Here is a 22,813-nt window from a genome sequence, read left to right on the forward strand (position 1 = left end):
CGGCATTACAAAGCATTCGAAAAGGAACTGAATCATGAGCCACTTTCTGGACAGACTGAAATACTTCGCGCAGCCGCGGGAGCGTTTTTCCAAAAATCACGGCGTGACCACGGGAGAAGATCGCACGTGGGAAGACGCATACCGCGCGCGTTGGCAGCACGACAAGATCGTGCGTTCGACCCATGGCGTGAATTGCACGGGTTCGTGCTCATGGAAGATTCACGTGAAGGGCGGAATTGTCACGTGGGAGACGCAGCAGACCGACTATCCGCGCACGCGCGCCGATCTGCCGAATCATGAGCCGCGCGGTTGCGCGCGCGGCGCAAGCTATAGCTGGTATCTGTATAGCGCGAATCGCGTCAAGTACCCGTTGGTACGCGCGCGCCTGCTCAAGCATTGGCGCGCCGCGCGCGCAGTCGCTGCGACCCCGGTCGACGCGTGGGCCAGCATCGTCGAGAACGACGAGCAGCGCCGCGACTACCAAAGTCAGCGCGGTTTGGGTGGTTTCGTGCGAGCTGACTGGAACGAGGTCAACGAAATCGTAGCCGCAGCCAACGTCTATACGATCAAGAAGCATGGGCCCGACCGCATCGTCGGCTTCTCGCCGATTCCGGCGATGTCGATGGTCAGCTATGCAGCGGGCAGCCGCTATCTGAGCCTGATCGGTGGCGTTTGCATGAGTTTTTACGACTGGTATTGCGATTTGCCGCCGTCGAGCCCGCAAGTGTGGGGAGAGCAAACGGACGTGCCGGAATCGGCGGACTGGTACAACTCGAGTTACATCATCGCGTGGGGCTCGAATGTGCCGCAAACGCGCACGCCCGACGCGCATTTCTTTACCGAGGTGCGTTATCGCGGCACCAAGACCGTTGCGGTCACCCCGGACTATTCAGAAGTCGCAAAACTCGCCGATCTATGGATGCATCCGCGTCAGGGTACCGATGCGGCGCTTGCGATGGCGATGGGTCATGTGATTCTGCGCGAGTTCTACTTCAACAAACGCAGTGCGTATTTCGACGACTACGCACGCCGTTACACCGATCTCCCATTGCTCGTGCAACTGAAGCCGCACACGCTGCCGGATGGCCGCGAGATGATGGTGCCGGATCGCTATGTTCGCGCCGACGACTTCAACGGAAAACTCGGGCAGGACAACAACCCCGACTGGAAAACGGTGGCCTTCGACGAGCAGGGCAAGGTCGTCTTGCCGCACGGTTCGATCGGTTTCCGTTGGGGGCCGGACGGCCGAGCCGACGCCGGCCGCTGGAATCTCGAAGCGAAAGAAGCACGCCACGGCGACGCAGTGAAACTCAAGCTCTCCGTGCTGGAAGATGGCGCGCAGCAGCATGAAATCGTGCCGGTCGGCTTCCCGTATTTCGGCGGTATCGATACACCACATTTCACCGCCAGCAAGCAGGGCGATGTCCTGGCGCGCTCAGTGCCCGCAGTACGCATTTCGTTGGGCAAGGCAGGCGAGGAGCGTCAGGTGCTGGTTGCCACCGTATTCGATCTGATGGCCGCGAACTATGGCGTGGACCGTGGCTTCGGTGGCGCCGTGGACTATAACGACGACGTGCCGTACACGCCCGCGTGGCAGGAAAAAATCACGGGCGTCTCGCGCGAGCAGGTGATCACCGTCGCGCGTGAATTTGCGGAGAACGCCGACAAGACGCACGGCAAGTCGATGGTGATCATCGGCGCGGCGATGAACCATTGGTATCACGCCGACATGAACTACCGCGGCGTGATCAACATGCTGATGCTGTGCGGCTGTATCGGCCAAAGCGGTGGTGGTTGGGCGCACTACGTGGGCCAGGAAAAGCTGCGGCCGCAAACCGGCTGGACCCCGCTGGCGTTTGCACTCGACTGGATTCGTCCGCCACGGCAGATGAATTCGACCAGTTTCTTCTATGCGCACACCGATCAGTGGCGCTACGAAAAATTGGGTGTCGACGAGATTTTGTCGCCGCTCGCTGATAAACAGCAATACAGCGGCTCGCTGATCGATTTCAATGTACGCGCCGAGCGCATGGGATGGCTGCCTTCAGCACCGCAGTTGCAAACCAATCCTTTGCAGGTTGCCGCCGACGCGCAAGCTGCCGGACTCGATGCGAAGGACTACGTCGCGCGCACGCTGAAAGACGGTTCTCTGAAAATGAGTTGCGAGGACCCCGATCATCCGGACAACTGGCCGCGCAACATGTTTGTGTGGCGCTCGAACCTGCTTGGCTCATCGGGTAAAGGTCACGAGTATTTCCTCAAGCATCTGCTCGGCGCCAGTCACGGCGTGCAAGGCCGCGACCTCGGCGACGACGATGCCAGGCCGGAGGAAGTGACGTGGCATGACAGGGCGCCCGAAGGCAAACTCGATCTTCTGGTGACACTCGACTTCCGTATGAGCACCACCTGTCTGTATTCCGACATCGTATTGCCGACGGCGACCTGGTACGAGAAGAACGACCTGAACACGAGCGATATGCACCCGTTCATTCATCCGCTCTCGAGCGCGGTCGATCCGGCGTGGCAGGCACGCAGCGACTGGGATATCTACAAAGGTTTCGCGCAAAAGTTCAGCGAAGTCTGTGTTGGCCATCTGGGCGTCGAGAAGGAAGTGGTGCTGACGCCGTTGATGCATGACACCGCGGCCGAACTGGCGCAACCCTACGATGTGCGTGACTGGAAGCGCGGCGAGTGCGAATTGATTCCAGGCAGGACCGCACCGCAAGTCAATGTGGTCGAGCGAGACTATCCGAACGTGTACCGGCGCTTCACGGCGTTGGGGCCGCTGATGGATAAGGTCGGCAACGGCGGCAAGGGTATTGCATGGAACACCCAGACCGAAGTTGGGCAACTGGCCGAACTGAACGGCACGGTGCGCGACGCAGGCGCGACGCAAGGCATGGTGAAGATCGACAGCGATATCGACGCCTGCGAAGTGCTGTTGATGCTTGCGCCTGAAACCAACGGGCACGTCGCGGTAAAAGCGTGGGACGCCTTGTCGAAAATCACTGGTCGTGAGCATACCCATCTGGCAATGCATCGCGAGGACGAGAAAATCCGCTATCGCGACGTGCAGGCGCAACCGCGCAAGATCATCTCGTCGCCCACGTGGAGCGGTCTGGAAAGCGAAAAGGTGTCGTACAACGCCGGCTACACCAATGTGCACGAACTGATTCCGTGGCGCACGCTGACAGGCCGTCAGCAGTTTTATCAGGACCATCCGTGGATGCGCGACTTCGGTGAAGGCCTCGTCAGCTATCGGCCGCCGGTCGATCTGAAGGCCGCTTCGCCCATGCACGATCGCAAGCCGAACGGCCATAAGGAAATCGCGCTGAACTTCATTACGCCGCACCAGAAGTGGGGCATTCACAGCACGTATACCGACAACCTGATCATGCTTACGCTTAACCGCGGCGGTCCGGTGATCTGGCTGAGCGAAGACGACGCTAAGAATGCGGGCATCGAAGACAACGACTGGGTCGAACTCTTCAATATCAACGGTGCGATTGCGGCGCGTGCGGTGGTCAGCCAGCGCGTCAATCCCGGCATGGTGATGATGTATCACGCGCAGGAAAAGATCGTGAACGTGCCAGGCTCGGAAATCACCGGCACGCGCGGCGGTATTCATAACTCGGTGACACGCATCGTGCTCAAACCCACCCACATGATCGGTGGCTATGCGCAGCTTAGCTACGGTTTTAACTACTACGGAACCATCGGCACCAATCGCGACGAATTCGTCCTCGTGCGCAAGATGGCGAAGGTGGACTGGCTCGACAACGAACCGGTCCTCGCAGCAAACGGAGGTCGGCAATGAAAATTCGCGCACAGATCGGCATGGTGCTCAATCTGGATAAGTGCATCGGCTGTCATACCTGTTCGGTGACGTGCAAGAACGTCTGGACCAATCGGGAAGGCGTCGAATACGCCTGGTTCAACAATGTAGAGACCAAGCCCGGCATCGGCTATCCGAAGCAATGGGAGAACCAGGACAAATGGAACGGGGGCTGGAAGCGTAACGCGGATGGCTCGATCGAGCCACGCCAGGGCAGCAGGCTGAAAGTACTCTCACGCATTTTTGCGAATCCGAATCTGCCGCAGATCGACGACTACTACGAGCCGTTCACATTCGACTACGAGCATTTGCAGGCTGCGCCGGAAAGCAAGGCGCCGCCGGTTGCAAGGCCACGCAGCCTCCTGACCGGCAAGCGGATGGAGAAGATCGAGTGGGGCCCGAACTGGGAAGAAATTCTGGGCGGCGAGTTCGAAAAGCGCAGCAAGGACAAGAATTTCGACGACGTGCAAAAGGATATCTACGGTCAGTTCGAAAACACCTTCATGATGTACTTGCCGCGGCTTTGCGAGCACTGTCTGAATCCGGCCTGTGTCGCGAGTTGTCCATCGGGCTCGATTTACAAGCGCGAGGAAGACGGCATCGTGCTGATCGATCAGGACAAGTGCCGCGGCTGGCGCATGTGCGTCTCAGGCTGCCCGTATAAAAAGATTTACTACAACTGGCAGTCCGGAAAGGCGGAGAAGTGCATTTTCTGTTACCCGCGTATCGAAAGCGGTCAGCCGACCGTGTGTTCGGAAACCTGCGTGGGCCGGATTCGCTATCTGGGCGTGCTGCTGTACGACGCGGATCGTATCGAGGAAGCCGCATCCGTTGAACGTGAGACCGATCTGTATCAGGCGCAGCTCAATGTGTTCCTGGATCCGAACGACCCGAAGGTGATCGAGCAGGCCCGTGCCGACGGCGTGCCGCAAACATGGCTCGATGCGGCGAAGCAGAGTCCTGTGTACAAGATGGCGATGGAATGGCGCGTTGCCTTGCCGTTGCACCCGGAGTACCGCACGCTGCCGATGGTGTGGTACGTGCCGCCGCTTTCGCCGATCACCGCAGCGGCAAGCGAAGGGCATATGAGCCTGAATGGCGAAATTCCTGACGTCACGCAGTTACGTATCCCCGTCAAATATCTGGCGAATCTGCTCACTGCCGGCGACGAAGCGCCGGTGATTCGCGCACTCGAACGCATGCTGGCAATGCGCACCTATCAGCGTGAAAAGCACGTGGACGGCCGTGAAAACGCGGCAGTGCTCGCGCAAGTGGGTTTGAGTCAGCATGAAGTGGAGGACATGTACCGCGTGATGGCACTCGCAAGCTATGAAGACCGCTTCGTGGTGCCGAGCGCACACCGCGAATATGCGGAGAACCTGTACGACCTGAAGGGCGGCTGCGGCTTTTCGTTCGGCAACGGTTGCTCGGATGGCGCAAGCGAAACGAGTCTGTTCGGCGGTAAGAAGAGACGCACGATTCCGATCAAGGCAAAGGTGTGAGAGGTGCAGTGATGATCAACGAGTCCATTTATGAACCCCACTGCGCGGCAGCACGAGTGCTTGCCGCTTTGCTGAGCTATCCGGATGCTCAGTTGCGTGCGTTGCTGCCCGAGCTGAGCATTGTTTTGTCGCGCGACACGGTGCTGTCGGCTGAGCGTCGCGATGCGGTCTTTGCGCTTACCGTCGACTTGCAACAAAGCGAGCCGCTCGAAGCGGAGGCGCGCTATCTCGACACATTCGACCGAGGCCGCCGCACGTCGCTCCATCTGTTCGAGCACGTGCATGGCGATTCGCGTGATCGCGGCCCGGCAATGATCGATCTTCAGCAAACCTATGCGCAGGAGGGTCTGTTGCTCGCGTCCGGCGAGTTGCCCGACTACTTGCCGGTGGTGCTGGAGTTTGCGTCGACGCAGCCCTACGGCGTCGCGCGTGAATTCCTCGCGGAAATGGCGCATCTGCTGCAGTCGATTCACGCTGCGCTGGCGCGTCAGCAGAGCCCCTATGCGGCAGCCGTTGCCGCCGCGCTCGATCTCGCGGGCGAACCGGTGCAACAGCCCGAGACCGTGCCGGAAGCTCCCGCCGAGGCTCCGCTCGACGAGCAATGGGCCGAACCCGTTGTCTTCGACGGCTGTTCCGTGGCCGGGCAGAATGCCGGGCCTCGTGTACAGCCCATCCAGATCGTTCGGCGTGATGCTGCGTCGCCACGCCGGTCCAAGGAAGCCATTGTATGAATTACCTCGATACGCTCTTATTCGGCATCTATCCGTACATTTGTCTGGCGGTGTTTCTGATCGGCAGTCTGCTGCGCTACGACCGCGATCAGTACACGTGGAAAAGCGATTCGTCACAGATGCTGCGCACCGGCACGCTGCGTTGGGGGAGCAATCTGTTCCACGTGGGCGTGCTGTTCCTGATGTTTGGCCACTTCTTCGGCATGCTGACGCCGCATGTGGTCTATGAATCGTTTATCAGCGCCGGCGCGAAGCAGGTCGTGGCGATGGTGTCGGGCGGTGTTGCGGGCACGCTCGCGTTTATCGGCGTGACCATGCTGCTGATCCGCCGGCTCGGCGACCCGCGCATCCGCGCTCATTCGAAGACCAGCGATATCGTGCTGCTGGTGTTGCTGTGGGCGCAACTGGTGTTGGGTCTGGGCACGATTCCGATGTCGGCGCAGCATCTGGACGGCAGCATGATGATGAAGCTCGCCGGCTGGGCACAGCACATCGTCACATTCCAGGGCGGTGCCGCCACGCTCATCGCTGAAGCGAACTGGGTGTTCAAGGCACACATGTTCCTCGGCATGACGCTGTTTCTGGTGTTTCCGTTCACGCGCCTCGTGCATATCTGGAGTGGCTTTGCCTCGCTCGCGTATCTGTTGCGGCCGTGGCAGGTGGTGCGTGACCGGCGTTTGAACGTACCCGTGGGGCAGAATACGCCGCGGCGGCGTTCGTAACGCGGCCGCCCTCGTTGCTGGCGATGCGCGTCACTCGACGCGCATCCGCTCCACCGGAAAAGTCGGGCAACTGTTTCGCGATGACTCGAAAGCGCGGCGCTGCGGCTTTCATGAATTTACCGATACAGCGGCGATGTTTATCGGCATTTTCGGCGATCTACGGCGCAGAAAGATCATTCCATGAATTACGCATTAAACCTGACGATTTTATTTCGTTAGGTTTACGTCTATGATGAGCCTCCTTATTCGAGCAGCACGACTGCATAAAAAGGAGACATCGGTGAAGAGGCTCTTCATGGTATTGACATGCGTAGCAAGCGTGGTGGCTGTCTCGGCCCTGTCGGCGTGCGGCGGCAGCGATCTCAATGCGCAGACGAACCCGCCCAAAGTGATTATCGACAGCGACTACAACACGCTGAGCGATGACGGCCAGCTCGGCGTAATGGCCGCGCAATTGCAGGCGCAAGGCTCGCTGAAAGTATTGGGTATTACGGTCGTCTCCGGTAATCAATGGTTGAAGCAGGGCGTATCGGACGCATTGAAATCGGTTGAGCGTCTTGGCGTTGAAAAACAGATCGGCGTATATGCGGGCGCCAATTATGCGTTGTCGCATGATTTCGCCACCATTCAGGCCGAGCAGAAGCAATTCCCGGGTGGCGACGGCTATCTCGGCGCGTGGAATACGCCCGAACCGAAGTCGGACAGCGACCTCGTTGCACCGCCGGACGGTTTCGCCACGCACACCAAGGTGCAGAGTAGGAGCGCGGTGGATTTCATTGTCGATTCGGTGAAGCAATATCCCGGTGAGGTGACGATTCTCGCAATCGGCCCGCTGACCAACATCGCGCTCGCCACGCGCCAGCATCCCGAGATCGTGCCGCTGATCAAACAGATCATCTACATGGGCGGTGCGATCGATGTGCCTGGCAACACGACGCCGACAGCTGAATTCAACTGGTGGTTCGATCCTGAAGCGGCGAAGGCCGTATTGCGTTTGCCGATCAAACAGGTGGTGATTCCGCTCGACGTGACCGACACCGTGAAGATGGACAAAACGCTGTACGACCGTGTTGCGCATGATCCGAGCAAACAGACCATCATCACGCAACTGTTCAAGACGCTGAATGGCTATGGTTTCGATGGCAAGAACGGCTTTGAAACGAATCCGAACTACACCACGAACATCTGGGACACGCTGACGCTGGCCTATCTGATGCACCCTTCGTTTGCAACGCAGACGGTGGATGAATGGGTGGACGTGGATATGAGCTTTGGCGCCAATGACGGCAAATCGACCGGTTACACCAGTTCGCCGCCGGCGGGCTTACAGAAGATGACGGTCGTCAAACGGTTCGACAATCCGGGCTTTTTCAATTTCTACGTTGATCTGCTGACGCGTCCGGTGCCGGTGACACTACCGAACTAACGCCTCCGTGGTGTTGCGAGCCTGCATGAAACCCGCTTCAGGCGGGATGCAGGCCACGCAACAACTGACGGACTCGCGACAGGTCCTGGTCGACGTGTTCGGTTTGCTCGAACAATTCCGCGAGCCAGTCGACGAAGGCGCGCACGCGTGGCGACACCCTGCGGTTTTTCACATAGGCGACCGAGACCGCCATCGGCACGGGTTTCCATTGCGGCAGTACTTCACGCAGCAGTCCTGAATCGAGATAGGGCTGTGCGGCGATCCGCGCCGGTTGAATCAGCCCCAGGCCTTGCAATCCGCAGGTGAGATAAGCCTGCTCGTCGCTGACTTTGACGAAGCCTTTTACCTTGATGTTTTGCGCTTCGCCGTCCACTTCGAAGTCGAAATCGACTTCGCGGCCGTTATGCGGCGACATGCAATTGACGGCGACGTGTCCGCGCAGATCGTCGAGGTCGGCGGGCGTGCCGTGGCGGCCCAGGTAGGCCGGGCTTGCGCATGTTACGTGCTCGAGAGTGCCCAGTTGCCGCGCAACCAGATTCGAGTCTGGCAATTCGCCTAGCTGGATACTGCAGTCGATGGCTTCCGAGATCATGTCGACTGTCCGGTTGCTGATGCCGATGGCCAGATCGAGATTTGGGTAGCGGGCGTGGAAATCGTCAAGTGCCGGCAGGACGATGGTACTCGCTACTGCACCGGGCATTTCAATACGCAGGCGGCCGGTCAGGTTATCCGTTGAATGACGGAGACTGGCTTCCATTTCGTCGATGTCGGCGAGTATTTGCGCGCAGCGTTCGTAGTAGGCTGCGCCTTCCGGGGTGATGCTTAGGCGCCGCGTCGTGCGGGTTAGGAGGGCGGTGCCGAGCAGGGCTTCCAGATTCTGGACGATTGTTGTCGCTGTCGCGCGGGGGATGTTGAGTGATTCCGCTGCGCGGGTGAAGCTGTTTGTGTCCACGATTCGGATGAATGTCCGCATTGCAGTTATTCTGTCAATCACGATTCAAACTCCAGTTAGTGAAATTAGGGTTGGTCTTTTTGCCTTTGGCGGCGGCGTTGTTTTTTGTTTGTCTGTGGTGGTTTTTTTGTTTTTTTGTATTGCTCACGCTTGGGTTTGTTTGCCTGCGGTGTTGGCGTTTTTTGGGGCTCGTTTGCTTGTGCGGCGCTTTCTTGTCTGGTTGCCTATGGTGTTGGCCTTTCCTTGTTTTGTTAGTGGTTTATTAGCGTCGCCCCTGTGCGGGGCAGGCACCTACTTTTCTTTGCCTGCTGCAAAGAAAAGTAGGCAAAAGAAAGCAGCTCACACCGCTAGCTCATAAGTGGAGAGGGTGTAATTAGTTTTGTGTAAACGGTCATTTGGCAGGAGACTGCCAGTAATCAGGAGCGACGATGACCGTAGCGAAACGCAACAAACGCGTGAAACCCGACCCTGAGCTCGTCAAGCTGGCCGACAGCCTGCTGGCGAACTACCAGAAACCAGAGGACCTGATTGGCGAGAACGGCCTGCTCAAGCAGCTCACGAAGATGCTGGTTGAACGGGCGCTAGAGACGGAGATGTCCGAACACCTGGGCCACGGCAAGAGCGAAGCGGTCACCAATGCCACGGGCAACACCCGCAACGGCCATAGCGCCAAGACGTTGCAGGGGGAGTTTGGCGAGTTGCCGCTCGATATCCCGCGTGACCGTCAGGGTGCGTTCGAGCCGAAGCTGGTGAGTCGTCATCAGACGCGCTGGTCGGGCTTTGACGACAAGATCATCTCGCTATATGCCCGCGGCCTGAGCGTGCGGGAGATTCAGGGGCATCTGGAAGAAATGTACGGTACCGAGGTGTCGCCCACGCTCATCTCGGCCGTAACAGACGCGGTGAGCGAGGATGTGAAGGCCTGGCAAGCCCGCCCGCTCGACGCGCTTTACCCCATCGTTTATCTCGACTGCATCCACGTCAAGGTGCGCGACAGCGGTGCTGTACGGACCAAGGCGGTCTATCTCGCCATCGGCGTGAACATGGACGGCCACAAGGAAGTCCTGGGGCTGTGGATCGCCCAGACCGAGGGCGCGAAGTTCTGGCTGCAGGTGGTGACCGAGCTGAAAACGCGCGGCGTGCAGGACATTTTTATTGCCTGTGTCGATGGGCTCAAGGGCTTCCCCGAAGCCATCGAAGCAGTCTATCCGAAGGCAGCAGTTCAACTGTGCATCGTGCATATGGTGCGCAACAGTCTGAACTTCGTGTCCTGGAAGGTGCAGCGCGAGGTCGCCGCCGACCTGAAGACGATCTACACTTCATCGACGGTCGAGCTGGCCGAGCAGAAGCTGAGTGCCTTCGAAGCCACGTGGGACAAGGACTATCCGTCCATCGGGCAGAGCTGGCGGCGCAACTGGGCACGCGTCATTCCGTTCTTCGACTATCCGCCGGAGATCCGGAAGGTGATCTACACCACCAATGCCATCGAATCGATCAACATGAGCCTGCGCAAGGTGATCAAAACCCGCAGTTCGTTCCCGACCGACGAGGCCGTGACCAAGCTGTTTTACCTGGCACTTAACAACATCAGCAAGAAGTGGTCGATGCCGATCCGGGACTGGAAGGCAGCCCTGAACCGCTTCACTATCCAGTTCGAAGACCGCCTGTTACCGGGTTAAATCAATACCCGTTTACACAAAATTCCGGACACCCTCTAAGTGGATCCCCCGCACAGTTGCGGTAGTGGTGCATCTGGAATCTGTGTTCCCGCACACTCCGCGTGAGTGACAAGGCAGTCATACTTCCGGCGGCGCTGCGCGCGCCGACGCGGTACTTCATTAAGGCGCCTGCCGTTTTTACGCTCTGTGGTACTTCATTAAGGCGCCCGCCGTTTTTACGCTCAGCAGCACTTCATAAAGCTGCCCGCTGTACTCGACGCCCGTGGCATTTCATCAGGTTTCCTGTCGTACTTGATATTCTCGACACTTCAAAGGGCAGGTTGCCGTTTCAGAGTTCAGCCGCATTTTGTATGCTGCGAGCTACGTTTTGCGCCGAAGGAGCGGTTCAATGCTATCGACTCAAGAAGCTAAAATGGCGATCCAAAACACTGAGCCCATTGGCATTTCGCCGAGGCGGAGCCGATGGCCGCACCACACCTGAACGGAGCCATGGGTTTACACGATGAACCCTTCCGGCGAGCACGTAGTGCGAGGCGGGAAGCATGATTGCTTTGTCACTCACGCCGAATGTGCGAGAACACAGATTCCAGATGCACCACTACCGTGGCTGCGCGGGGGACCCGCTTATGAGCTAGCGGTGTGAGCCGCTTTCTTTTGCCTACTTTTCTTTGCGGCAGGCAAAGAAAAGTAGGTGCCTGCCCCGCACAGGGGCGACGCTAATACACCAATAAGAAAACAAGGAAAGGCCAACACCATAAAAACACAGACAAGCGCCGCGCAGGCAACCAAATCAAGCAAAGCCAACGCCGTAGGCAAGCAAACAAGAAAGCGCCACGGAGTCAACCAACCAAACCAGAAAAGCCCCCGCCTGCAAGGCACCAAAAACCCCACCTGGCGCCTCACAGGCAAAAAACCAATTACTTCCGCATGGAATCCAGATCAACAACAAACCGATACTTAACATCACTCTTAAGCATCCGTTCATAAGCCTCATTAATCCCCTGCATAGGAATCACTTCAATATCCGAAGTAATCCCGTGCTCGCCGCAAAAATCGAGCATCTCCTGCGTCTCGGCGATCCCGCCAATCAACGACCCAGCCAGGCGGCGACGCTTGAAAATCAGATTGAACACCTGCGGCGACGGATGATCATGCTCCGGCGCACCGACCAGCGTCATCGTGCCATCGAGCTTCAGCAGACTCAAAAACGGATTCAAATCGTGCTGAGCCGCAACGGTATTCAGAATGAAATCGAAGCTATTGGCATGCGCGCCCATCTCTTCAGCATTCTTCGAGATGACAACCTCATGCGCACCAAGTCGCTTGGCATCTTCAATCTTCGACGGCGACGTCGTAAACAACACCACGTGCGCGCCCATTGCACGGGCCAATTTCACGCCCATGTGCCCCAGGCCGCCAAGGCCGACAATCCCGACCTTCTTGCCAGGACCGGCGCCCCACGTGCGCAGCGGCGAATACGTCGTGATACCCGCGCACAGCAACGGCGCCACACCCGCGGGGTCGAGATTCTCCGGCACCCGCAGGGTGAATTCCTCGTCCACTACCAGTTGCGTCGAATAACCGCCGTAGGTGATCTGACCGTCAACCCGGTCCACACCGTTATACGTGCCGACAAAACCGTTTTCGCAATACTGCTCGAGACCTTCCTCGCAACTCGCACACGTACGGCACGAATCGACCAGACATCCCACGCCCACCAGGTCGCCTGCCTTGTACTTCGTTACGTCCGGACCGACCGCCGTCACGCGGCCGACAATTTCATGGCCCGGCACCACCGGAAAAACCGTGTTCTTCCATTCGTTGCGTGCCTGATGCAAATCGGAATGGCACACGCCGCAAAACAGGACTTCCATCTGCACGTCATGGGCGCGCAGTTCGCGGCGCTGGATTTCGAACGGGGCGAGCGGCGTGGTAGCGTCGCTCGCTGCATAGGCATAAGTCGTGCTCATGGGTAGCTCCAGCAAAGAGGGTGATGTCACAAGGCGCCGACGATTGGCAACGCGCGTTGCCGATGCAGCCAAACCTTGTTGTGAACCGGGATCACGGCGCAAGCGGTGGTCGACGTATTCACCGAAATGGTGAACTGGCAACCAGGCCCGGCGCAGCGCGGAAAAAGATGATCCGGAAGGGTTCCCATAGTAGAAGCCGGGAGCGAATCGGGGAATACCTGAATATCTTGAAGGTTTGCCTAAAACTCCTGGCGATGAGCGCAGTAGTCCGTTTGATGCTAAATTTCAAGCATTATTCTCTTGTGCGTCACTATACCGTCATGTCAACCCGTTCTGTTGAACCCGTATCGGCCGGGCCGCGCTCGGCCGAGCACAACCCGGCCGAGCGCGGCCCGGCCAGTCGTGGCCCGGTCGATGCTGCCCAGCAACGTCTGGTCGAATTGTTCGATGTACTTGCGCCCAATCCGGGCTTCACGCGCTCGAGCCTGGAAGGTGTCAGCCTGATGCGGGCCAACCAGCCGATGCCGCGTATGCCCGTGATGTACGAGCCGAGCATCGTGATTGTGTGCCAGGGCCGCAAGCGCGGTTTTCTCGGCGATCAGGTGTTCCAGTACGACGCGCAGCAATATCTGGTGCTGTCGGTGCCGCTGCCGTTCGAATGTGAAACCGAGGCGAGCCTGGAAGAGCCGTTCCTCGCCATCTCAGTGCGTGTCGATTTGACCATGGTGGCCGAGTTGCTGATGGCGCTGAACGAAACGCAAGGCGCCACGCACAACGAGCCGCTAGGCATCTATTCGACGCCGCTCGATCCCGCCCTGAGCAATGCCGTGCAGCGTTTGCTGGAAGCGTTAGCTTCGCCGCTCGACGCGCGCATTCTCGCGCCAGGTGTAGTGCGCGAAATCTGCTATCGCGTGTTAACGGGCGAGCAGGGCGATGCGATTCGCGCGGCGCTCACGCATCAGAATCATTTCGGCCGTATCGCCAAAGCGCTACGGCGCATCCATGCCGACTACCACGGGCAACTCGACGTCGATACGCTCGCCTCCGAAGCGGGCATGAGTCTCGCCGTTTTTCATGCGCAATTCAAGGCCGTGACGTCGACCTCGCCGATGCAATACGTGAAGACCACGCGTTTGCATCACGCGCGCTTGTTGATGGTGCAGGATGGTTTGAACGCAGGCGCGGCCGCGGCACGCGTCGGCTACGAAAGCGCGTCGCAATTCAGCCGCGAGTTCAAGCGCCTGTTCGGCCTGAGCCCGGTCGATGAAGTCAAGCGGATGCGCGCCGCGTACGACGCACCGCCGCCGCGCGTGGTCAAGCCGGCAGCGCGTTATGTGACCGCGGTATGAGTGCGTTTGCTGGAGGCGTTATAGACCGCTAAACCAGTTGTATCCCTGGTCTTCCCAATAGCCGCCGGGGTTCGTGTTGGTCACGAAGATCGCCGCGATGTGCTTCGGATTCTTGAAGCCGAGTTTGGTCGGCACACGCAGCTTCAGCGGGTAGCCGTATTTGGCCGGCAGGGGTGCGTCGCGGAAGTCGAGCGTCAATTGAGTTTGCGGATGCAAGGCCGTCGCCATGTCGAGGCTCGAGTAATAACGGTCCGCGCATTTGAAGCCGACATAGCGCGCGTTCAGATCGGCGCCGATGCGCTCGAGGAACGTGCGAAACGGCACGCCTCGCCATTGCCCGATCGCGCTCCATCCTTCGATGCAGATGTGCCGCGTAATCTGCGAAGCCTGCGGCAAGGCGCGTAGTTGATCGAGATTCCACGTGCGCTTGTCCGACACTAAACCTGACACTTCCAGTTGATACGTCGAACCGTCGATATCCGGCGCGTCGAACTCCGGATAGAACGCGTTGAACGGGAACGGATCGGTGATCTCGCTCGCCGCATAAGTCGGCGCGAGCTTGTCGCGATCGAACAGCCAGCCCTGCACACGATCGTTCCAGCGCGACATGGCCCACAACACCTTGTCGACCGAATCGCCGTCCTGCATGTTGCAACCCGAGAGCATTGCCAACGCGCCGATCGAAAGTGACGAGCGCAGGAACAGGCGCCGCTGCAGGCGCTCGATTTGCGGTTTATGGTCGGCGAGGACAATGCGCGTGCCGCGCGAGTCCTTGCGTTCTGATTCGCTCATGCCTCGCTCCTTTCGTGCGTGGCGTGCCGCGCGCGGCCGGTCAACATGGGCAGCAGCGTGCGCGGCACCAGCAGCACCAACGCCAGATGCACGACGACAAACCCCACCACGCCGGCCATTGCGACAAAATGCACGCGGCGCGCGAAATCGAAGCCGCCGAATAGCGCGGTAAGCCACGAAAGTTGCACCGGCTTCCAGATCGATAGCCCCGACGCGACCAGCAGCACTCCAAGGAGCAAGACGAAGAGATAGAGCGCGCGCTGCACTGCGTTGTATTTGCCGTTATCGTGCGGCAGCTTGAACTGCATGGCTAATCTGGCATCGTGTACGACATCGCGCGGAGAGACTGGCAATAGCTTGCGACGAAAATGCCCACGCCCGATGCCATACGCCAGATACAGCAGGCCGTTCGCGCACAGCAGCCACATCGCCGCGAAATGCCATGCAATAGAGCCGCCCAGCCAGCCGCCGACGGTCGCCCACACGGGGAATCTGAACGGAAAGAAGGGCGACGCGTTATAGATCGCCCAGCCGCTCATCACCATGCAGACCATCGCAAACGCGTTGATCCAGTGCGTGATTCGTACGACGAGTGGGTGGACGATGAAGCGCGCTTGCGGTTCGGGCATGGTGAGCGGAGTTGAACTAAAGAAAAATCTGAAAGCCGCGTCATCGAGGCACGCGGCTGTTCGAACGGCTGAAAAAACGCCGTATTACATCGGCGGCGTTACACCATGCTCGCCTGCCGAGATAAAGTTCGCCGCCATCGAGCCGTCGGCTTCCTTGTGGGCGAACAGCACGACCTTCGTACCCGGCACCAGCAGTGAACGGTCACCCGCTTCCAGGGCGACGATAGGCACGTCTTGCGGAATCACGATCTTCTTCTCGCCGTCCTTGTACTTGACGGTAATCGTGCGGCCGTTGCTGACCACGAGCGAGCCGACCGTGCCGTTGGTCATGGTGCTGTTCGAGCCGAGATCCCACGGACGATGGCCTTCGCCCGAGCCGCGCATGCTGGCGGGGAACACGTGCACTTCGAGCGCTTTCAGCGTGCCGTCGGCCTGCGGGATCGCGGCCGTGCCGACATAGCTGTCCGGCTTGATGTCGTTGACGTTGGCGATCGTAACGCCGCGAATCGGCGTGTCCTTGCTGAGCTTTACGTCGACGTCTTTGCCGTCGCGTGTGTGGACCTTGAGCAGATCGCCCGAGAGCGAGGTCACGGTGCCGCGCACGCCGGTGGGCGCGGCGGTTTGGGCTTGCACGGCGGATCCTGCGGCAAACAATGATGCGGCGACGAGCGCGGGGGTGACGAAGGCGCGTATCGCATTAGCGGAAACAATCTTCATGAGTCTGCTCTGGGTGGGTGAAGGATAGGGGCAGATTAGGCGTGCGAGCGGCTCCGGCGAGTGACAGACGGATGACAAAAACGTCATGAACGGCGCAGCGAGGCCACGTAGAATGACCCCCATATCCACGTCCCCATCCATGACCCACGCTCGAAGCGGCGCGGGATTGGAACCCCAGGCACCATGAGCATCCTCGTCATTGAAGACGACCCGAAAACCGGCGACTACCTGAAGAAGGGGTTGCGCGAGAGCGGCTATGCGGTCGACCTCGCGCGCACCGGCACGGATGGCCTGCACATGGCGCTCGAACACGCGTATGACCTCGTGGTGCTGGATGTGATGCTACCGGGCATCGACGGTTGGGAAATCATGCGTGCGCTGCGCGCGCGGCGTGATCTGCCGGTGATTTTCCTGACCGCGCGCGATCACGTCAGCGACCGCATCCGCGGCCTCGAACTCGGCGCCGACGATTACCTCGTCAAACCGTTCTCCTTCACCGAGCTGGTGCTGCGTATCCGCACGCTGCTGCGTCGTGGCGTGATCCGCGAGAGCGATGTGTTCGAGATTGCCGACCTCAAACTCGACGTCCTGCGCCGCAAGGTCACGCGCGAGGGTGTCGAGATTCCCTTGACCAACAAGGAATTCATGCTGCTGCACCTGCTGGTGCGCCGGCAGGGCGAAGCGCTGTCGCGCACGCAGATCGCCTCGGAAGTGTGGGACATGAACTTCGACAGCGACACCAACGTGGTGGACGTGGCCGTCAAACGCCTGCGCGCCAAGGTCGATCATCCATTTGAAAAGAAGCTGATTCATACGGTGCGCAGCATCGGCTATACGTTCGGCGACGGCTCGTGAAGCTGTGGACCGAACGTTCGTTGACGGCCCGCACCACGGTGCTGTTCGCCTCGATTGCGTGCGTGGTGATCGGCACGCTGGGCGCGTATTTCTATCATTCCGCCGAGTTGTCGTTGCAACGCCGCGCGGACCTGGTGCTCACCGGCCGTGTCGAGCATTTCAGCCGCATCGTGCGCGATCTCTACTCGGTCAGCGAATTGAAGAACCGGCCTTTGCTGTTCGAGAGCATGCTCGGCGCGGAGGAAGACGTGCTGCTGTTTCGCCGTCCGGGCGAAGCGCCGTTCATCGACGTGAATCCTGGCAACGTCGCGGTGCCTGCCCTGCAGACCGGGACAGAAGACCGCTTGCCGACACTCTCGGACATTCGCCAGACCATGCTGCCGGACGGTGTGCCAGTTCATTGGGCGATCGCCACCGTCAAAGCGCGCGAGGACGGCAGTGAGGTCGAGGTGATTGCCGCGCATCCGATGACACAGGAAGTGCGGATGCTCGCCGCCTACCGCAATCGCATCGTGCTGGCCACGCTGATCGGTATGCTCGCCGCTACGTTGCTCGCCTACTATGTGCTGCGCCGCGCATTGCGGCCAGTGCGCGAGATCGCCACCCGGGCGGCGCAGATCAGTCCGGCGAGTTTGTCGGTACGGCTCGACAGCGAGGCGGCGCCGGTCGAATTGCGCCAGCTCACGGACGCGTTCAACGCCATGCTCGACCGTCTTGCCGATGGGTACCAGCGCCTCTCGCAGTTTTCCGCGGATCTGGCGCATGAAATTCGCACGCCGGTGGGCGCCTTGATCGGCCAGACCCAGGTGACGCTCGCCAAACCGCGCGATGCCGATGAATATCAGCAACTGCTCGAATCGAATCTCGAGGAACTGAGCCGTTTGAGCCACATCGCGGAGAACATTCTGTTTCTCGCGCATGCGGATCATGCGGCGCTGTCCATCGACCGTGAGCCGGTCGATCTGCGCGACGAACTCGTCAGGATCGCCGACTATTTCGAAGGCCCCGCCGACGAACGCGGCATGCGCTTTACCGTCGAGGCTCAAGGCGTGGCGTCGGTCAATCCGATGCTGTGCCGGCGGGCGATCAATAATCTCGTCGTTAATGCGGTGCGATACGGCGCGGGCGATACGGTCGTGCGGTTGCGCGGCACACAGGACGAACAGGGCGCGACCGTGGTGGTGGAAAACGACGGCGCGCCGATTCCTGGCGAGCAACTGGACCGTCTGTTCGATCGCTTCTACCGTGGAGATGCTGCACGCAGCGCATTCACCGAATCAAGCGGGCTCGGGCTCGCGATCGTCAAGGCGATCATGCATCTGCACGGCGGCACGGCGCGCGTGGTGTGTCCGGTGCCGGGCGTGGTGCGCTTCGAATTGCACTTTCCGGGCACTTAACCGGCTGTTTGCCTGGCTAAGGTCGTCTCCGGCGCATGGCAGCACACACAGAGTTTATTGCCGTCGGGATCGCGAAAGTACGCGCCGTAATAGTCCGGGTGATAGTGCGGGCGCAAACCCGGCGGACCTTCGCAGGCGCCGCCGTGGGCGAGCGCCGCAGCATGCGCGTGATCGACTGTGGCGCGGTCCGGGGCAAGGAGGGCCAACATCTGGCCGTTGCCTACGGTGGCAGGACGCCCGTCGTAGGGCTTGCTGATCACGAACAGCGGCCGCGGCGCGTCGGCTGCCATCCAGCCGGCCCAGCACGCATCGTCATCACGGAACTTGAGCCGCAGCCCTAACGTGTCCATCAGCGCGCTATAAAAGCCGAACGCGCGCGCGAAATCCGTGATGCCGACGAATGCGTGGGAAAACATTACTATCGCTCCTCGTTTGCGCTGCAGGCGGGCCCAAGCCGGGCCAGATGCATCAAACCTTCTTCAGATACTCGGCCTTCAGCATGAAGTTGCCTGCCTCCATCTTGCAGTCCACTTCGTGATCGCCGCCGACGAGGCGAATGCTTTTGACCTTGGTGCCCATTTTCAGCGTAATCGACGAGCCTTTCACTTTCAGGTCCTTGATCAGCACCACGGCGTCGCCGTCGGCCAGCGGGTTGCCGTTGGCGTCCTTGACGACACGATCGTCGGATTCGTCAGCGCTCGCGGCAGCGGTCATTGGCCACTCGTGAGCGCAATCCGGGCAGACGTAATTTTCGCCGTCCGGGTAAGTGTTTTCCATCGCGCATTGTGGGCAGGCGGGAATCGTCGACATCATTTTTTTCCAGACCGCGGCTCGGCGCGGATAACTTCAGGGCCGGCGAGTATAGCGGACGTTGACCGGGCGGCATTCGTCCAGCGCGCGGGAAGCTGTTTTAACGCAAGCCGGTAATGGCGATACTGGGATGATTGCGCAACTGGTTGCGGCGGCGCTTCGCCGATACGATGAAAACACCTCATCCTAACTGTCAGGACCATTGCTATGAAACGCTTCCATATCGCCTTGGCCGTCGCCAGCCTTGACGCCTCGATCGAAGATTACACCCGTCGTCTCGATCAGCCGCCCACCGCGGTTGTACCCGGTCGTTATGCAATGTGGCGCACCGATCTGCTCAATTTCTCGATCAACGAAATGCCGGATAAGACTGGTCAGCTTCGCCATGTCGGCTTCGAGGACGATTCAGTGGAAGGGTACTCGAGCAGCAAGGATGTCAACGGCCTCGAATGGGAGTTGTTTTCGGTAGAGGAGCAGGATCGGCGGATCGTCAGCACGTATGGCGAGGCGGTGCGGACCGGCAATAGCTGAGGCGCCTGTTTGCCAGCGCGCGAGACGCCCGGGCGTCACTCGCCCGGCGCGTCCGCAGCCGAACGGTTCGCATAGTGCGCGTGCTTTTCCTCATACATCAGCAGATCGGCGCGTTGCACGCCGGCTTCGAGCCGGTCGCCGCGCTGGCACGTCGCCGCACCCATCGAAAGACTCAGCAGCGAGCCCGGATAAAACTGGTTGTTCAGCTCGACCAGCTGGCGGATCGCATCGACCATCGCGGCGCCGCCTCGCTCGTCGGTGTTTGGGAGCAGGATCGCGAACTCGTCGCCGCCAATGCGCGCCGCATGAAAAGGCGCATCCGTCGCCTTGGCAAGGACTTCGCCGGCCCGCCGTAGCAAGGCGTCGCCGGCCGCGTGGCCGAGTTGGTCGTTCACGCGTTTCAGGCCATTCAGATCGGCCATGATGATCGTCACCGGCCACGGGCCCTTGCGCTCCAGCCGGTTCAGTTCGTCGACATAGAACGAGCGGTTGCGCAGCTTGGTCAGCACGTCATGCTTGCCCAGGAACTCCAGGTAAGCTTCGGCCTTCTTGCGCGCCGTGATGTCGGTGAGGGCCACCAGCACCAGATCCCAATTGCGTTCGTGGCCGGGCAGGACGGAGAACTGCAGGTGTACGTGCACCTCGCTGCCGTCGAGCGAATAGTTGAGCACTTCGCGTTGCTGGAATAGCTTGCCGTCCCATAGATCGATCAACTGCTCGCGGAAATGCGCTCGCATGTCGTCACGGAACACGTCGGGCAGTCGCGCCAGCAGCGTTCTCTTATCTTTCGCCGCGAACATGTCGAGCGTGTGCTGGTTCACGTCGAGCACGTGAATTTCCTGCATGCAGCGCTCGACAAACTCGGGATGCACGTCGGTGAACACGCGAAAATCGCTGATGCCGGCTGCACGAGCGTCGTCGAGCAGACGCTTGACCGCGCTGAAATCCTCCACCCACAAGGACACCGGTGAATATTCAAACAGGCCGCGCACATACTGTTCGGCCAGCGTCATGCGATGCCGCGCGCCTTCCAGTTCGGTGATGTCTTCGACGGAGACGAGCACGCGGTCCCAGCGTGCTTCATGGCCGGGCAGTACGGCGCCCTTGAGCAGCACGTCGAGCCGGCGTCCACCGAGCGTGTAGTTGACCGTCTGGCTGGTGAACTGGGCTTGCCCGGCCCACAATTGGCATAGCTCTTCGAGGTGCGTCTTGAGCATGTCGTCGCGGAACACCGAGGCGAGATTGCCCGTGAGCGCGTCGAAATCGGCGGCCTCGAATTGCGTCAGCGTCTTCTGATTCACCTTGATGACGCGGATGCTGTGTGCGCAGTCGGCGACGAGGCTCGGATTCCCAGCGAAATGGGCGCGCAGATCCGTCACACCTTGTTCCCGCCATGCGTCGAATAGCGTGCGCACGCCGCTGAAGTCTTCAAGCCAGAGCGAGACGGGCGCCAGTTCGAACATTTCGGAATCGTCCCGCAATCCCCCAAGGGGACTTCCTTCGGGGCGGAGGACTTCCAGCGGGGCATGGTTGGCGGGCGCTGAGCCGCGCGGGAGGCTGTCCTGCATGAGATTCCCGTGGTCGGAGTTCCGGCTATTCTAAGACGGCTTGGGTTTGGCGAGGAAGAAAGACGCGTGACGGGGCCTGTTTGCGTCCGGTCCATTCAATAAGATAACGGCATGGTTCGAATCGACTTTAGGCGTATGGACGGCCGCGGGCCGCAGCAGGGCACGCCTGCTTGCGAGCATTTGTGGGCACGTCTGACAGCTTGTGACAGCTTGTGACCGGTAACCAGCGGGGCCGCGGGAGGCTTGTTACACTGACTCGTCGTGTCTCCCATCCGTCACCGCCCCAAGAAAAAACGCCCGCTATGAAGCCATCCCTGCTGGTTCTGATTTCCTTGAACGACGCAAGCCGCGCCAAGGTCGAGGCTGCTTTCGACGTCGTCTATGCACCCGATGCCACCCAGCGGACCGCCGCGATTGCCGAACATGGCGAGACGATCCGCGCCGTGCTGACCAACGGCACGAACGGGCTCACGGCCGCTGAAATCGACCAGATGCCGCAGCTCGAGTTTGTCAGCGCACTCGGCGCGGGCTATGAAAACCTGGCCATCGACCACGCCCGCTCACGTGGCATCGTGCTCGCCAATGGCGCAGGCACCAACGACCATTGCGTGGCGGATCATGCGTTCGCCTTACTGCTCGCGGCGGTGCGCGACGTGCCGCAACTCGACCAGGCCACCCGCGAGGGCGTCTTGCGCGACATGTTGCCAATGCGCCCGAACGTTTCCGGCAAGCGGCTTGGCATTGTTGGGCTCGGCAATATCGGCGAGAAAGTCGCGCGGCGTGGCGCCGGGTTCGATATGGACATCGGTTATCACAACCGCCAGCCGCGGGAAGGCTCGGCGCTACGCTATTTCGACAGTTTGCAGGGCCTCGCGCAGTGGTGCGATTTCCTGGTGGTGGCGACGCCCGGCGGCGCCGGTACGCGTCATCTGATCGGCAAGGCGGTCCTGGACGCACTCGGGCCGGACGGTTTCGTGATCAATGTCTCTCGCGGCAGTGTGGTGGACACAGCCGCGTTGGCCGAAGCGCTCGCTGCCGGCACGATCGCCGGTGCGGGCCTCGACGTCTACGAGGGCGAGCCGGATCCGCCCGAAGCCTTGCTGACGCTGCGCAACGTGGTTTTGACGCCGCATGTGGGCGGCCGCTCGCCGGAGGCAATTACCGCCTCCGTCGACAATTTTCTGGGCAACGCCCGGCGCCATTTTGCGGGCGAGGCGGTGTTGACACCGCTCTGAAATTTGAAGGCAAACTGAAACCATCAGTTCAGCGGATAGTTTCTGTCACAAATCGCGATTTCCCTTGTGGACTCACGGCGCATAGGATGGTCGATATCGAACCCACATCGCTT

At 60.1% G+C, this 22,813-nt stretch carries 20 protein-coding genes; 12 read left to right on the top strand and 8 right to left on the bottom strand.

All coding sequences use genetic code 11. From position 1 onward, the window contains the following. Window positions 1-34 precede the first annotated feature (34 nt). From ACUN0E_RS12615 to ACUN0E_RS12635, 5 genes are all read left to right on the top strand, one after another. Complete coding sequence (locus ACUN0E_RS12615) at window positions 35-3,817, top strand: nitrate reductase subunit alpha (protein ID WP_445566772.1); 3,783 nt, start codon at window positions 35-37, stop codon at window positions 3,815-3,817. Then, window positions 3,814-5,337, top strand: a complete 1,524-nt coding sequence (narH, locus tag ACUN0E_RS12620) for a nitrate reductase subunit beta (protein ID WP_445566773.1) — start codon at window positions 3,814-3,816, stop codon at window positions 5,335-5,337. The genes ACUN0E_RS12615 and narH overlap by 4 nt, the downstream gene beginning before the upstream one ends. An 11-nt stretch (window positions 5,338-5,348) precedes the next feature. Beyond that, complete coding sequence (gene narJ, locus ACUN0E_RS12625; protein WP_445566774.1) at window positions 5,349-6,068, top strand: nitrate reductase molybdenum cofactor assembly chaperone; 720 nt, start codon at window positions 5,349-5,351, stop codon at window positions 6,066-6,068. Beyond that, window positions 6,065-6,790, top strand: a complete 726-nt coding sequence (narI, locus tag ACUN0E_RS12630; RefSeq protein WP_445566775.1) for a respiratory nitrate reductase subunit gamma — start codon at window positions 6,065-6,067, stop codon at window positions 6,788-6,790. The genes narJ and narI overlap by 4 nt, the downstream gene beginning before the upstream one ends. A 295-nt stretch (window positions 6,791-7,085) precedes the next feature. Next, window positions 7,086-8,216, top strand: coding sequence for a nucleoside hydrolase (locus ACUN0E_RS12635; RefSeq protein ID WP_408520855.1), 1,131 nt, complete (start codon window positions 7,086-7,088; stop codon window positions 8,214-8,216). A 37-nt stretch (window positions 8,217-8,253) separates the two neighbouring features. On the opposite strand, the gene ACUN0E_RS12640 is transcribed toward ACUN0E_RS12635, so the two are convergent. Further along, complete coding sequence (locus ACUN0E_RS12640) at window positions 8,254-9,210, bottom strand: LysR family transcriptional regulator (RefSeq protein ID WP_408230318.1); 957 nt, start codon at window positions 9,208-9,210, stop codon at window positions 8,254-8,256. Here ACUN0E_RS12640 and ACUN0E_RS12645 point away from each other — a divergent pair. After that, on the top strand, window positions 9,176-9,526 hold the full coding sequence (locus tag ACUN0E_RS12645; RefSeq protein ID WP_445566776.1) for a hypothetical protein: 351 nt from the start codon (window positions 9,176-9,178) through the stop codon (window positions 9,524-9,526). The two genes, ACUN0E_RS12640 and ACUN0E_RS12645, sit on opposite strands and share 35 nt — an antisense overlap. Window positions 9,527-9,596: 70 nt before the next feature. Next, on the top strand, window positions 9,597-10,847 hold the full coding sequence (locus ACUN0E_RS12650; protein WP_408265345.1) for an IS256 family transposase: 1,251 nt from the start codon (window positions 9,597-9,599) through the stop codon (window positions 10,845-10,847). A 917-nt stretch (window positions 10,848-11,764) separates the two neighbouring features. Here ACUN0E_RS12650 and ACUN0E_RS12655 read toward each other — a convergent pair. Next, window positions 11,765-12,817 (bottom strand): NAD(P)-dependent alcohol dehydrogenase, encoded by a 1,053-nt coding sequence (locus tag ACUN0E_RS12655; protein ID WP_445566777.1) that lies wholly within the window; start codon window positions 12,815-12,817, stop codon window positions 11,765-11,767. Window positions 12,818-13,137: 320 nt separating this feature from the next. On the opposite strand from ACUN0E_RS12655, the gene ACUN0E_RS12660 reads away from it, so the two are divergent. Further along, on the top strand, window positions 13,138-14,166 hold the full coding sequence (locus tag ACUN0E_RS12660; RefSeq protein WP_445566778.1) for an AraC family transcriptional regulator: 1,029 nt from the start codon (window positions 13,138-13,140) through the stop codon (window positions 14,164-14,166). 18 nt (window positions 14,167-14,184) lie between these two features. Here the strand turns inward: ACUN0E_RS12660 and ACUN0E_RS12665 are convergent, their stop codons facing one another. The 3 genes from ACUN0E_RS12665 to ACUN0E_RS12675 form a co-directional block, all read right to left on the bottom strand. Further along, window positions 14,185-14,958: a molybdopterin-dependent oxidoreductase gene (locus tag ACUN0E_RS12665; RefSeq protein ID WP_445566779.1), complete on the bottom strand. Its 774-nt coding sequence runs from the start codon at window positions 14,956-14,958 to the stop codon at window positions 14,185-14,187. Next, window positions 14,955-15,587 carry a cytochrome b/b6 domain-containing protein gene (locus ACUN0E_RS12670; protein WP_445566780.1) on the bottom strand — a complete coding sequence of 211 codons (633 nt, stop codon included), beginning with the start codon at window positions 15,585-15,587 and terminating at the stop codon, window positions 14,955-14,957. Before ACUN0E_RS12670 ends, ACUN0E_RS12665 begins: the two co-directional genes overlap by 4 nt. Before the next feature lie 84 nt (window positions 15,588-15,671). Continuing rightward, a complete protein-coding gene (locus ACUN0E_RS12675) occupies window positions 15,672-16,304 on the bottom strand; it encodes a hypothetical protein (RefSeq protein ID WP_445566781.1) in 633 nt (210 codons plus the stop codon). A gap of 183 nt (window positions 16,305-16,487) precedes the next feature. Between ACUN0E_RS12675 and ACUN0E_RS12680 the strand changes: the two genes are divergently transcribed. Both ACUN0E_RS12680 and ACUN0E_RS12685 read left to right on the top strand, forming a co-directional pair. After that, window positions 16,488-17,159 (top strand): heavy metal response regulator transcription factor, encoded by a 672-nt coding sequence (locus ACUN0E_RS12680; protein ID WP_408236167.1) that lies wholly within the window; start codon window positions 16,488-16,490, stop codon window positions 17,157-17,159. Then, complete coding sequence (locus tag ACUN0E_RS12685; RefSeq protein ID WP_445566782.1) at window positions 17,156-18,556, top strand: heavy metal sensor histidine kinase; 1,401 nt, start codon at window positions 17,156-17,158, stop codon at window positions 18,554-18,556. Before ACUN0E_RS12680 ends, ACUN0E_RS12685 begins: the two co-directional genes overlap by 4 nt. On the opposite strand, the gene ACUN0E_RS12690 is transcribed toward ACUN0E_RS12685, so the two are convergent. Together ACUN0E_RS12690 and ACUN0E_RS12695 are read right to left on the bottom strand one after the other, a co-directional pair. Further along, entirely contained in the window at window positions 18,553-18,972 is a 420-nt protein-coding gene (locus ACUN0E_RS12690) for a VOC family protein (RefSeq protein WP_445566783.1), read from the bottom strand. The genes ACUN0E_RS12685 and ACUN0E_RS12690 overlap by 4 nt on opposite strands. 52 nt (window positions 18,973-19,024) lie before the next feature. After that, a complete protein-coding gene (locus ACUN0E_RS12695) occupies window positions 19,025-19,366 on the bottom strand; it encodes a zinc ribbon domain-containing protein YjdM (RefSeq protein WP_408236431.1) in 342 nt (113 codons plus the stop codon). Window positions 19,367-19,573: 207 nt separating this feature from the next. Here ACUN0E_RS12695 and ACUN0E_RS12700 point away from each other — a divergent pair, with 207 nt between their 5' ends. Continuing rightward, window positions 19,574-19,897 carry a hypothetical protein gene (locus ACUN0E_RS12700; RefSeq protein WP_445566784.1) on the top strand — a complete coding sequence of 108 codons (324 nt, stop codon included), beginning with the start codon at window positions 19,574-19,576 and terminating at the stop codon, window positions 19,895-19,897. 35 nt (window positions 19,898-19,932) lie between these two features. Here the strand turns inward: ACUN0E_RS12700 and ACUN0E_RS12705 are convergent, their stop codons facing one another. Next, a complete protein-coding gene (locus ACUN0E_RS12705; RefSeq protein ID WP_445566785.1) occupies window positions 19,933-21,465 on the bottom strand; it encodes a diguanylate cyclase domain-containing protein in 1,533 nt (510 codons plus the stop codon). Window positions 21,466-21,767: 302 nt separating this feature from the next. On the opposite strand from ACUN0E_RS12705, the gene ACUN0E_RS12710 reads away from it, so the two are divergent. Then, window positions 21,768-22,700, top strand: coding sequence for a 2-hydroxyacid dehydrogenase (locus ACUN0E_RS12710; protein ID WP_445566786.1), 933 nt, complete (start codon window positions 21,768-21,770; stop codon window positions 22,698-22,700). Window positions 22,701-22,813: the final 113 nt, after the last annotated feature.

Source organism: Paraburkholderia sp. D1E, assembly GCF_052682275.1.